Origin of the sequence: Lysinibacillus sp. JNUCC 51, assembly GCF_015999525.1 — a bacterium.
Taxonomy (GTDB): Bacteria; Bacillota; Bacilli; order Bacillales_A; family Planococcaceae; genus Lysinibacillus; species Lysinibacillus xylanilyticus.
This window is the reverse complement of sequence record NZ_CP065545.1, coordinates 1,177,558-1,190,570: the sequence shown is the minus strand read 5'-3', so window position 1 is coordinate 1,190,570 and position 13,013 is coordinate 1,177,558. Positions and strand designations below refer to the sequence as shown.

General features: G+C 38.4%; 7 protein-coding genes and 2 pseudogenes. All 9 read left to right on the top strand.

Annotation, left to right across the window (positions count from 1 at the left end; translation table 11 throughout):
- Nucleotides 1–210 precede the first annotated feature (210 nt).
- Nucleotides 211–3,138: pseudogene (locus JNUCC51_RS06105) on the top strand (PolC-type DNA polymerase III); the annotation flags it as partial.
- 727 nt (nucleotides 3,139–3,865) lie between these two features.
- Nucleotides 3,866–5,692 carry a group II intron reverse transcriptase/maturase gene (gene ltrA / locus JNUCC51_RS06100; protein ID WP_337991269.1) on the top strand — a complete coding sequence of 609 codons (1,827 nt, stop codon included), beginning with the start codon at nucleotides 3,866–3,868 and terminating at the stop codon, nucleotides 5,690–5,692.
- 109 nt (nucleotides 5,693–5,801) lie between these two features.
- Nucleotides 5,802–7,205: pseudogene (locus JNUCC51_RS06095) on the top strand (PolC-type DNA polymerase III); the annotation flags it as partial.
- An 820-nt stretch (nucleotides 7,206–8,025) separates the two neighbouring features.
- Nucleotides 8,026–8,496 (top strand): ribosome maturation factor RimP, encoded by a 471-nt coding sequence (gene rimP, locus JNUCC51_RS06090; protein WP_049668475.1) that lies wholly within the window; start codon nucleotides 8,026–8,028, stop codon nucleotides 8,494–8,496.
- 31 nt (nucleotides 8,497–8,527) lie between these two features.
- A complete protein-coding gene (nusA, locus tag JNUCC51_RS06085) occupies nucleotides 8,528–9,667 on the top strand; it encodes a transcription termination factor NusA (protein WP_337991268.1) in 1,140 nt (379 codons plus the stop codon).
- 181 nt (nucleotides 9,668–9,848) lie between these two features.
- Entirely contained in the window at nucleotides 9,849–10,127 is a 279-nt protein-coding gene (rnpM, locus tag JNUCC51_RS06080; RefSeq protein WP_068983119.1) for an RNase P modulator RnpM, read from the top strand.
- A complete protein-coding gene (locus tag JNUCC51_RS06075) occupies nucleotides 10,124–10,435 on the top strand; it encodes a YlxQ family RNA-binding protein (protein ID WP_387080033.1) in 312 nt (103 codons plus the stop codon). The genes rnpM and JNUCC51_RS06075 overlap by 4 nt, the downstream gene beginning before the upstream one ends.
- Before the next feature lie 14 nt (nucleotides 10,436–10,449).
- A complete protein-coding gene (infB, locus tag JNUCC51_RS06070) occupies nucleotides 10,450–12,705 on the top strand; it encodes a translation initiation factor IF-2 (RefSeq protein ID WP_337991267.1) in 2,256 nt (751 codons plus the stop codon).
- Nucleotides 12,705–12,983: a DUF503 domain-containing protein gene (locus tag JNUCC51_RS06065; protein WP_337991266.1), complete on the top strand. Its 279-nt coding sequence runs from the start codon at nucleotides 12,705–12,707 to the stop codon at nucleotides 12,981–12,983. The genes infB and JNUCC51_RS06065 overlap by 1 nt, the downstream gene beginning before the upstream one ends.
- Nucleotides 12,984–13,013: the final 30 nt, after the last annotated feature.

Sequence of the window (13,013 nt, the reverse complement as noted above, 5' to 3'; positions counted from 1 at the left end):
GGATGAAAATGGCATTAAATAGATAAAAGATTCGCGCCACTTCTCGGGGACAGCGAGCCAAGCATGAATTCATAGATGTTTAGGATTTGTGAGGCTTGACGGTCGCCCGCGGAAAGGGAGCGAATTTTTTCTTTGGTTCGTAAACGTTGGTGAGGAAATAAAACAAGGGGCTTTAAAGACTGCCTCTTTCTGAAAGTAGGTGTCAATAGATTGGAACAGCAACAAGAAGCAAGAACTAAGTTTCAAATGCTCTTGCAACAACTAGAGTTAACAGATGATGTGTATATGTCCTTTTTTGAAGAAGGTGAATTATCACGCCTAACTGTACACAAAAAGAACAGGCTATGGAATTTTACTATTAAATTACGAGATGTACTTCCTTTTCCACTATACCAACTATTTCGGACTCGTTTGACTGAAAAATTTTCAGCAATCGCTCAAATCCACACAACTTTTGATACTGTAGAGAAAAATGTTACGGAAGAACTTGTCCAACAATATTGGCTAACAGTAGTAGAACAAATAGATGAGATGGCGCCACCTTTAAAAAATTGTCTAGCATCGCAAATGCCTATGTGGAATGGGCAAAAAATCACTTTATCTTGCATGCAAGAAATGGAATTTATGATGCTGAAAACAAAGTATGCAGAAAAGCTTTCCGAAAGCTATAGCCAATTTGGCTTCCCACACATTGTGATAGATTTTGTGCTTCAAGATCAAACGGAAGAAATGATTGCGGCACAGGAAGCTTTCATGGAACAGAGACGTTTAGAGGAAGCAGCTTTAGCTCAGCAAGCGATACAAGATTATCAAAAACGTGAGCAAGAGAAGAAAGAAAATCCAGCTATTGCGAACCTTGGTGACCGACCATTCCAGCTTGGTATGTTAATTAAAGACGATGAAACAATGGAAATTAAACGCATTGTTGAGGAAGAACGTCGTGTTATCATAGAAGGTTTTGTTTTTGATACGGAAATTAGGGAGCTGAAAAGTGGTCGCTCTTTATTACAAATTAAAATTACCGACTATACGGATTCTATCGTAGTAAAAATGTTCTCACGTGATAATGATGATGCGGAACTTATGAAGCATTTGAAAAAAGGCATGTGGGTAAAAGTCCGAGGCTCTGTACAAACTGATACATTCATTCGTGATTTAATCGTTATGGCAAATGATATCAATGAAATCAAAAAAGAAACACGACAAGATAAGGCGCCAGAGGGAGAAAAACGAGTTGAATTACATTTGCATACACCAATGAGTCAAATGGACGCTGTTACACCGGTTGATAGACTTGTTGCGCAGGCTGCAAAGTGGGGTCATCCAGCCGTGGCTATTACAGACCATGCTGTTGTACAATCCTTCCCAGAGGCTTATTCTGCAGGGAAAAAGCATGGTATAAAAGTTATTTATGGCCTGGAAGCTAATTTAGTTGATGACGGTGTACCAATTGCTTATGCATCTGAGCACCGATTATTAGCTGATACTACCTATGTCGTGTTTGACGTTGAGACAACAGGTCTCTCTACTGCTTACGATACTATTATTGAGCTTGCAGCGGTTAAAATTAAAGATGGAAATGTTATAGACAAATACGAAAGCTTTGCAAATCCACATCATCCACTTTCAGCAACGACTATTGAACTGACAGGTATTACAGATGATATGGTACGTAACGCGCCAGAAGTGGAACAAGTTATTAAAGAGTTCCATGAATTTATCGGAGATGGCATAGTAGTAGCCCATAATGCATCGTTTGATATGGGCTTTTTATACACTGGCTATAAAAAATTCGGGCTAGAGGGAACGATTCATCCAGTTATTGATACGCTGGAGCTTGCGAGAATGCTTTATCCAACGATGAAAAACCATCGTTTAAATACACTTTGTAAAAAATTCAATATTGAATTAACCCAGCATCACCGAGCTATTTATGATACAGAAGCAACTGGTTACTTACTTTTACAGTTGTTAAAAGACGCAGATGAATTAGATATCAAATACCACGACGACTTTAATAAGCATGTTGGTGGTGGAGATGCTTATAAAAAGGGACGCCCAATGCACTGCACAATATTAGCGGTAGATAATGCTGGACTAAAAAATTTATTTAAATTAGTCACCCACTCCCATACTAAAACTTTCTATCGTGTACCTCGCGTAACACGAGCGGTTCTAGAGCAATATAGAGAAGGTTTATTAGTCGGATCAGGTTGTAATAATGGTGAATTATTTGAGACGATGATGAATAAATCCCCAGAGGAAGCGGAGCAAGTTGCGAGATTTTATGATTATATTGAAGTTCAACCAAAGGCAGTGTATGCACCGTTAATTGAGCGCAATGTCATACGTGATGAATGGACACTTGAAGATATTATTCGCAAGTTAGTAAAGCTAGGGAAGAAGATGGATAAACCAGTTGTAGCAACCGGCAATGTCCATTACTTAGATCCGACAGATGGGATGTTCAGACAAATTCTAATTGGCTCTCAAGGTGGCGCCAACATCCTAAATAGATCGAAGCTACCTGAAGTTCATTTTAGAACGACTGATGAAATGCTTGAGGAATTTGATTTTTTAGGACCGGATCTTGCGAAGGAAGTAGTTGTCACTAACTCTCAAAAAGTCGCAAATATGATTGGTGATGTTAAGCCAATTAAAGATGATTTATATACACCGAAAATTGAAGGCTCAGATGATGAGGTCACAAATTTAACCTATGAAATGGCATATAGTATTTACGGAGAAGAACTACCAGAAATCGTTAAGGCCCGAATTGAAAAAGAATTAAAGTCAATTTTAGGCCATGGTTTCGGAGTAATTTATTTAATTTCTGCAAAGCTTGTGAAAAAATCATTAGCTGATGGCTATTTAGTAGGTTCCCGTGGATCTGTTGGATCTTCATTAGTTGCGACATTTATGGAGATTACTGAAGTAAACCCACTTCCACCTCATTATATTTGTCCAAACTGTAAGCATTCCGAGTTTTTTGATGATGGTTCGGTAAGCTCAGGCTATGACTTACCAAATAAAGATTGTACAGAATGTGGGACACCGTATAAAAAGGATGGGCAAGATATCCCATTCGAAACGTTCCTTGGCTTTAAAGGAGACAAGGTACCTGATATCGATTTGAGTGCGACACGTTGTTAACTGAAAAGGTTAACCGCCTTAATTGGTAGAACTGCTATTTCGAAGTGTGGAATGAGAGGGTAACGCCTTGAAACACACTCGCTGAAGCTACGACAAGCGTAGATGGTCTTGCAAATACCTAAAACGTTTGAAGCTCGTTAAAGTAGGCTGAAGTTCACCCAAACAATTCGGCTGTGGAAAGAGAGATAGAAATCTCTTGTGAATGATAGGTCTGGCGTCTATAAAATTCCTATGGTTAGAAGCGGTAGAATAACCGAGACGAACCCTTGACTGACTTTTCGTGAATGTCACGTAGTAGAAATGCTGCGGGGTCCATTTAGGACTTCTAGGTGTGGATGAGTAAATGTTAGGTTATGAAAATCCATATTGTGTTACAGGCACAATCCAGCCTAGCGGAATTTAGAGGGAACCTACGGGAATTATGTACAGATAGAAATAGTGGAACGTGTGAAGCTCCTAACGTAAGAGAAGATTGCACTTCGATGAAGACGGTGTATGGAAAGGCAAAATGGCTATAACATACTTTAAAGGAGTGGCAGTAGTGCCGTAGTACTGACGAAGAAATGCTGTTGATGACTGAATAACCAATAAGTCGGAGGAAAAAACATTTCAGAGGGAAGGGCACAAGTCGTTAACGTTGAAACAAAACCTACAATAAGTCAGATTCGAGTATGACTAAAGAGAACGAAAACTTCGTAAAGGAAGTGATTAGTTGGCTGACTTAATGATTCAAAAGTTAAGAAATAACGAATATTTTGGCTTACAAGAGACATTTGATAACCTTTTTATAGAAAGTGAAAAGGGTCGATACTTTACAGATATTTACAAGCTGATTATTTCTGAAGAAAATATTTTACTCGCTTTTCGTAACCTAAAAAGTAATACAGGTAGTAAAACGAAAGGTACAAACGGACACACAATTAAACATTTAAACAAAATGAATGCCGACAAGCTAATAAAGATAATAAGAAAAAGACTTGAAAACTACACACCACATTCGGTTAAAAGGTTGTTTATTTCGAAGCCAAACGGAAAAATGAGACCACTTGGAATACCTACGATTGAAGATAGATTGATTCAGCAAATGTTCCTACAAGTACTGGAGCCGATTGTAGAAGCTAGGTTTCATCCTCAAAGCTACGGATTTAGACCGAAAAGAAGTACACATGATGCATTAGCAAGGTGTTACCATTTGGTTAATCATAGTCATCAACACTTTGTGGTCGATATAGATATAAAAGGATTTTTCGATAACGTTAATCATAAAAAGCTTATAAGGCAATTATGGACAATTGGTATAAGGGACCAAAAAGTTTTAACAATTATTAAAAAGATGCTAAAAGCTGAAATTACAGGTGAAGGTATTCCGACTAAAGGAACTCCACAAGGCGGTATCTTATCCCCGCTTCTTGCTAATATAGTGTTGAACGAATTAGATTGGTGGGTATCGAACCAGTGGGAAACAAAGCCGACAAAAGTGCCTTATAAATTGAAACGAAATAAAACGGATGCTCTAAAGAAAACTAGGCTAAAGCCTATGTACCTTGTCAGATATGCAGATGATTTTAAAATCTTTACAAACTCTTTTGAAAACGCTCGAAAGATTAAAATAGCTGTTGAAAAATGGCTAAAAGAGCGACTCATGCTTGAGATAAGTAAAGAGAAGAGTAAAGTCACAAATCTACGTAAAAATGGTACAGATTTTTTAGGGATACGATTTAGGGCAGTTCCAAAAGGTAACTCTAAAACAGGGTATATCGTAAATTCTAAAATGGACCCTAAAGCAAAAGAAAAAGTACAAGGGGTTATAAAGTATCAATTAGTTAAACTTAGAAAAAGTCCTACTCCAGAAAAAGTGATGAACTTTAATGCAAATATTCTTGGACTGCATAACTATTACAAAATTGCGACCAGGATATCACAAGATTTTAATGCAATAAGACATAAAGTGCATCCGAATATCAAATCATTGTTGTTTAGAAACATTTTCGTGAAAACGAAGGAAACAAACAATGTCATTGATAAATTTTATGGGGATTACAATTATCAAAGATTTAAAAGTAATGGATTGCTGGTATATCCTATTGAAGCAATTCGACATGATATACGAGGACAGAGAAAACCTGAATTTACGATTTACAATGAGAAAGACAGGTCCTTAATTCATAAAGATTTAAAACATGTGTCAGTTCGTGAAATTGAGATGTTTCGTAAAGGAATATATAAAGCTAACAGTGTTTTGTATGAAAATAATCGCCTGAGTAAATATGTGGCTCAAAAAGGGAGTTGCGGAATAACAGGTGAAAGACTTACTCCGCATCAAGCCGTTTGTCATCATATTAAGCCGACAGCTCACGGTGGAACAGACGACTATGATAACCTGATTATTATCAAGAGGAGTTATCACATGCTTGTCCATACAAAAGACCCGCTCGCTTATAAAGGTTATGTAAAGATGCTAGCTCGATTCGAAAAGAAAGCAATAAATAAAATAAACGAACTAAGAACGGAAGTAGGAAATCCAAAACTTAGTTTATAAATTTCAACAAAGTTAACGATGGAACGCCGTATGACGCCGAAAGGGTCACGTACGGTGTGGGACGGGGGAAAAGCTGGAGATAATATCAAATGTTTACCTATCGTCATACTTTTCCGGGGAATATCAACCACAAGCCCATAACTATACGAAGGTATTATTCGGTGAAGATTATGTATATCGTGCCGGAACAATCGGTACAGTTGCGGAAAAAACAGCGTATGGCTATGTAAAGGGCTATGCTAGCGATAACAACTTGCATTTCCGCGGTGCTGAGGTAGATCGGTTAGTGCAAGGCTGTACAGGCGTAAAACGTACTACAGGACAACACCCTGGGGGGATTATCGTAGTACCAGATTATATGGATATTTATGATTTCTCACCAGTGCAATTCCCTGCAGATGCTCAGGATGCAGAATGGCGTACGACGCACTTTGATTTCCATTCCATTCACGATAATATTTTAAAGCTTGATATTCTTGGACACGATGATCCGACTGTGATTCGTATGTTGCAGGATTTATCAGGAATTGATCCAAAAACGATTCCAACAGATGATCCAGTCGTTATGAAAATCTTTAGTACTCCAGAATCTTTAGGCGTAACAGAAAAACAAATTGGCTGTAAGACCGGAACACTCGGCATTCCTGAGTTCGGTACTCGTTTTGTACGCCAAATGCTTGAAGACACAAAGCCATCAACATTCTCAGAGCTTGTGCAAATTTCAGGACTTTCACACGGAACGGACGTATGGCTTGGTAATGCACAAGAATTAATTCAGAATGGTACATGCGTGCTGAAAGAAGTAATTGGCTGTCGTGACGATATTATGGTGTATTTAATTTACCAAGGGCTAGAACCGTCACTGGCATTTAAAATTATGGAGTCTGTACGTAAAGGGAAAGGTTTATCTGAAGAGTTTGAGGCAGAAATGCTGGCGAATAAAGTACCAGGCTGGTATATCGAATCATGTAAAAAGATAAAATATATGTTCCCGAAAGCCCATGCGGCAGCTTACGTGTTAATGGCTGTTCGTATTGCATGGTTTAAGGTACATTTCCCGATTCTTTATTATGCAGCGTATTTCACAGTACGTGCAGATGATTTTGATTTAATTGCCATGGTACAGGGCTCGCAAATGATTCGTGCAAAAATTGATGAAATCAATATGAAGGGCTTAGATGCTTCAACAAAAGAAAAAAACTTATTAACTGTGATGGAACTAGCACTTGAAATGTGTGAGCGTGGTATGAGCTTCCAGAAGGTCGATTTATATCGTTCGCAGGCTAGTGAATTTATCATTGATGGGAACTCGTTAATTCCACCATTCGATGCGATTCCTGGACTCGGTACAAACGTTGCGAAACAAATTGTGGCAGCACGTGAGGACGGAGAATTTTTATCGAAGGAAGATTTACAGCAACGAGGTCGAGTATCCAAGACATTAATAGAGTACATGGATCAATTAGGTTGTTTAGAAGGGATGCCTGATGCGAATCAGTTATCACTTTTCTAAAATAAGAAGTGAAGGCTTCATCATCAATAACGAATAACTTATAAGCCTTTTGCTCAAATTAAGGCTTATAAAGTTGAGTGTGACATTTATTAAACTGTATACCATGTATATAAGTTGATTGAAGTGAAGGCTGGCTACTCCTTTGGGAATAGCAATAGAGGAATGAAGACAAAGAGCATCACGTACGCCTTCGGCCAACATCCTTTTGGCCCAAGCGGCTCGTCGGACGCCCCCAGGAAAGCGCTCAGTAGGAACGGAAATCAACCCCACTTTATGATGATGAGCATAAAATAAAGCACAAATTTTAATTTCTAGACACAATCTTTAACTTCTTACAGCGGATTTCCAAACATCCGCTGTAATAGAGGAACTCAGTCTAAGAACGCCACGTCCTGTGGCGACGACTGAGTGACCAACATCACGTTGGCCCAAAGCCTCCGGCGGATGTCACGGGATCGGAAAGGAGTTAACATAGGATGTTAGCCTAAAATCATCGCATCCATGCGATAACGGCTAACTGACCTGCGTCATGCAGGCCTAATCACAAAGCCGATTCAGGACGCAATTATGCAGAGGCATAATTGATTAGGTGTCTAGAAAAAGGAAATTTGCATTGTACCGTAAACTATGCTATCCTTATGGTAATAATTTGTTGATATTTTTCCAGCAAAAGAGTGGGACCTTCCCGCTCTTTTCTGTTGTTATACCGTAGCAAAACAAATTTTTGACTAACAGCAGGTAAGACCGTTAAATTTCACCAAAGCTACTGGTGGAATTTCTGTTTTATTACGCCAGAATTTGATAGATACAGGAGGAAACAATGAGCAAAGTACCATCTTTAGTTGAAGAGCTCGCTAAACCGATTGTTGAAGAGTTGAATCTTGAGCTAGTAAATGTCGAGTTCGTAAAAGAAGGACGTAATTGGTTTTTACGTGTTTATGTGGATACACCTGAAGGTGGAATTGACATTGAACAATGTGCTCAAGTTAGTGAACGACTAAGTTTGCTATTGGATGAAAATGATCCAATTACACAAAACTATTATTTAGAAGTTTCTTCACCTGGAGCAGAACGTCCATTAAAAAAAGATACTGATTTTGAAAAAGCGATTGGCAAATTTATTTATGTTAAAACCTATGAGCCCATTAAGGACATGAAGGAATTCCAAGGCTACTTAACGTCATACGATGAACATACATTAGTGATGGAAGTACGCATTAAAACGCGTAAAATTACAGTAACAATTGAACAAGAAAAAATCGCATTGGCACGACTAGCCATCGATTTTTAAGCATAATGCATATTTAGGAGTGAAAACAAAAATGAGTAGTGATTTGTTAGATGCGCTAAATGCGCTAGAAGAACAAAAAGGAATTTCAAGAGATGTGTTAATTGAAGCAATAGAAGCGGCATTAGTTACAGCTTACAAACGCAACTTCAATCAAGCACAAAATGTTCGTGTTGACTTAAACTTAGATAAGGGCTCTATTCGTGTCTTTTCACGCAAAGATGTTGTTGAAGAAGTAGAAGATGACCGTTTACAAATCTCTGAAGAAGATGCCAAAGCTATCAACCCTGCATATCAATTGGAAGATGTGGTTGAGCAAGAAGTAACACCTCGAAACTTTGGGCGTATTGCTGCACAGACAGCAAAACAAGTTGTTACACAACGTGTACGCGAAGCAGAACGTGGCCTAATTTACGAACAATATGTGGACCGTGAAGATGATATCGTGACGGGTGTAGTTGAGCGTCTAGATGCTCGTAATATTTACGTAGGTCTAGGAAAAGTAGAGGCTGCATTACCGCAAAACGAACAAATTCAAGGTGAAACATACCATCCACACGATCGCATCAAGGTTTATATTACAAAGGTTGAACGTACAACACGTGGACCACAAGTTATTGTTTCACGCACACATCCTGGTCTATTACGCCGCTTATTTGAAATGGAAGTACCTGAAATTTATGAAGGTATTGTAGAAATTAAATCAATTGCTCGTGAAGCAGGGGATCGTTCTAAAATTTCTGTTTACGCACATAACGAAGAGGTAGATCCAGTAGGTTCATGTGTAGGAGCAAAAGGCGCTCGTGTGCAAACGATTGTAAATGAATTAAACGGTGAAAAAATCGATATCGTTGAATGGTCAGAAGACCCAGTTGTATTTGTAGCAAATGCTCTTAGCCCATCTAAAGTTTTAGATGTTCAAGTTAATGAAGAAGAAAAATCTACTACTGTTGTTGTTCCAGACTATCAATTATCACTAGCAATTGGTAAACGTGGTCAAAATGCTCGTTTAGCTGCTAAGCTAACTGGCTGGAAAATTGATATTAAGAGTGAAACAGATGCTCGTGAGTTAGGTATTTATCCATCTGCAACAAGCACTTTCGTACCTGCTGAGGATGAAGAAAGTGATTTTGATGATGTGACAGTTGACTTATATCAAGACGACGAAGAATAAGTAAGAAAGCCCGTGTGACTAGTTAGCTGCCATTATTCAGTGGGCGTTTAGCTGCGTCGACTGAATAATGGCAGAGCCTACATTGGGAAATATCATGGTTAAAATCCAAATATATATAACCAATGTGGTGCATGGCTAGTCCACCTCTTACGACAAGCTTCAGAGAGGAAAGGTGATTCTTATGGCTATTAATAAAAAAGTACCTCTTCGAAAATGTGTAGCTACCGGAGAAATGTTACCAAAGAAAGAAATGATTCGTGTCGTTCGTTCGAAAGAGGGCGAGGTAAGTGTTGATGTTTCCGGAAAAAAACCCGGACGTGGTGCCTATGTCTCTAAATCGGAAAAGGCAATTGAAATCGCCCGTAAGAAAAACGTTTTAGGGCACCAACTTGATGTGAAAATTCCTGAAGAAATTTACGATGAGCTTATTTTGTTAATTCGTAGGGAGTCTATTATATGATTAATAATCAAGCGGTGTATAATTTGCTTGGGATAGCCGCAAGAGCCCGTAAAGTGATTTCAGGAGAAGAGTTAGTAGTAAAGGAAGTCCGCAATGGTAATGCTAAGCTAGTACTGCTTGCAAACGATGCTTCTAAAAACTCTAGCAAAAAAATTCAAGATAAATGCACGTATTACAACGTTGAGTATCATGTAATTGGTGATCGTTATGATCTAGGACATGCTACAGGTAAGGAGGCCCGAGTGGCTTTAGCTATTACCGATAAAGGTTTTGCAAGCAAATTGTCTAGTCTACTCAACGAAAAATAATCGGGGGTGAGCAGATGACCAAAATCAGAGTTCATGAATATGCGAAACAAGTGAATAAAACGAGTAAAGAGGTTATTGAAGCACTTAATAAATTAAATGTTAGTGTAACAAATCATATGTCAATGTTAGAAAAAGACATAGTGACAAAGTTAAACCAAACATTTAATAATGTAAAAGATGTGAAGCAACCTACTCAAAACGTATCGCAAAAATCACAGCAACCGGTGAAAAAGCAAGATGGGCAAAAGCAGCAATCTGCTACTTCCAAGCCTAAAGCCAATAATCAGCAACAAACGTATCAAAACTCAAATTCGTCTAACGAAAAATCTAAGAATACAAAAGGTAATCAAAATAGAAATATGACAAATAATAACAATAATAATAATAATAATAATAATCGTAGAGGTGGCGGCGGTTACAACCAACGTCCAAAACCAGGAATTCATGGCGGGAAACGTCGCCATCCAAAAACACATCAACCAAGTCTACCAGTGAAACAAAAGGAATTACCAGAAAAAATTACTTTTGTTGAATCACTTTCTGTAGCGGAATTAGCTAAAAAATTACACCGTGAACCATCAGAAATTATTAAAAAATTATTTATGCTTGGTGTAATGGCAACAATTAACCAAGAATTAGATAAGGATGCAATTGAACTAATTTGCGCAGACTATGGTGTAGAAGTTGAAGAAGAAATTCGTGTAGATATTACGGATTTAGAAACACACTTCGAACAAACAGAAGAAGTTAACGAGGCGGAATTATCAGAACGTCCTCCTGTAGTAACAATTATGGGTCACGTTGACCATGGTAAAACTACATTGTTAGACTCTATTCGCAATACTAAAGTTACAGCTGGTGAGGCTGGAGGTATTACTCAGCATATCGGTGCTTATCAAGTTACCGAAGGCGACAAAAAGATTTCGTTCCTAGATACACCAGGACACGCTGCATTTACAACGATGCGTGCGCGCGGTGCAAAAGTAACGGACTTAACAATTTTAGTAGTAGCTGCGGATGATGGCGTAATGCCACAAACAGTAGAAGCGATTAACCACGCAAAAGCAGCGGAAGTACCAATTATCGTTGCAGTCAATAAAATGGATAAACCTTCAGCTAATCCAGACCGTGTAATGCAAGAGTTAACAGAACATGGCCTAGTTCCTGAAGCTTGGGGTGGCGAAACTATTTTCGTACCAATTTCTGCATTAAAAGGTGAAGGCATTGACACATTACTTGAAATGATTTTACTTGTTGCTGAAGTTGGAGAATTAAAAGCGAACCCTAATCGTTTAGCACTTGGTACAGTAATTGAAGCACAGCTAGATAAAGGTCGTGGCTCTGTTGCAACACTTTTAGTACAAGACGGGACATTAAAAGTTGGGGATCCAATTGTTGTCGGCCATACTTTTGGTCGAGTACGTGCTATGGTAAATGATAAAGGCCGTCGTGTGAAAGAAGCTGGACCATCAACGCCAGTAGAAATCACAGGCTTAAATGAAGTACCACAAGCTGGCGACCGTTTCGTTGTCTTTGAAGATGAAAAAACAGCACGCCAAGTTGGTGAAACACGTGCAATGTCAGCGATTCAAGCACAACGTTCAGAAAAGCAACGTGTAACGCTTGATAACTTGTTTGAACAAATGAGTCAAGGCGAAATGAAAGAGCTTAACTTAATTGTTAAAGCTGACGTTCAAGGTACTGTAGAAGCTATGGCAGCATCATTAATGAAAATTGATGTTGAAGGCGTAAACGTGAAAATTATTCACACTGGCGCTGGAGCGATTACAGAATCAGATATTTCTCTTGCAGCGGCTTCAAATGCAATTGTTATTGGCTTCAACGTTCGTCCAGATATCAATGCAAAACGTGCAGCAGAAGAAGAAGGCGTAGATATTCGTTTACACCGCATTATCTATAAAGTAATCGAGGAAATTGAACAAGCAATGAAAGGTATGCTTGATCCAGAATTCGTAGAAAAAATTATTGGTCAAGCAGAAGTTCGCCAAACAATTAAAGTATCAAAAGTTGGTACAATTGCTGGTTCATACGTAACAGAAGGTAAAGTAACTCGTGATTCTGGCGTACGTGTAATCCGCGATAATGTAGTAATTTTTGAAGGTGAATTAGATACACTTAAACGTTTCAAAGATGAAGTTAAAGAAGTTGCCAAAGGTTACGAATGTGGTATTACAATTACAAACTTCAACGATATTAAAGAAGGCGACATTATTGAAGCCTATATTATGGAAGAAGTTAAACGCGTATAATGATTGTTTATGCAGAAGTTGAATTCATGATTCAAACTGCCCATTCTTTGAAGGAAAAACGTGCTGTTTTACAGCGTATGCTTATCCGCACTAAGCAAAAATTTAATGTATCCATTGCGGAAATTGACCATCAAAATGTATGGCAACGCACGAAATTAGCGCTTGTTGCTGTTTCTTCTTCGAAAGAAGCAGCCGAGCGTGAAATTAATCACGCGCTTCATTACTTACAGTCAAATCCGGAATGGGAACAGCTTAATGTGTGGCGAGACTATTTATAAGTAACATTTGAAGTTATGTTGTATGATTTA

What these genes read in the sequence shown, in the direction of transcription:
- rimP (WP_049668475.1), top strand. Translation starts at nt 8,026, where the DNA reads ATGAGCAAAGTACCATCTTTAGTTGAAGAGCTCGCTAAACCGATTGTT.
- nusA (WP_337991268.1), top strand. Translation starts at nt 8,528, where the DNA reads ATGAGTAGTGATTTGTTAGATGCGCTAAATGCGCTAGAAGAACAAAAA.
- rnpM (WP_068983119.1), top strand. Translation starts at nt 9,849, where the DNA reads ATGGCTATTAATAAAAAAGTACCTCTTCGAAAATGTGTAGCTACCGGA.
- JNUCC51_RS06075 (WP_387080033.1), top strand. Translation starts at nt 10,124, where the DNA reads ATGATTAATAATCAAGCGGTGTATAATTTGCTTGGGATAGCCGCAAGA.
- infB (WP_337991267.1), top strand. Translation starts at nt 10,450, where the DNA reads ATGACCAAAATCAGAGTTCATGAATATGCGAAACAAGTGAATAAAACG.
- JNUCC51_RS06065 (WP_337991266.1), top strand. Translation starts at nt 12,705, where the DNA reads ATGATTGTTTATGCAGAAGTTGAATTCATGATTCAAACTGCCCATTCT.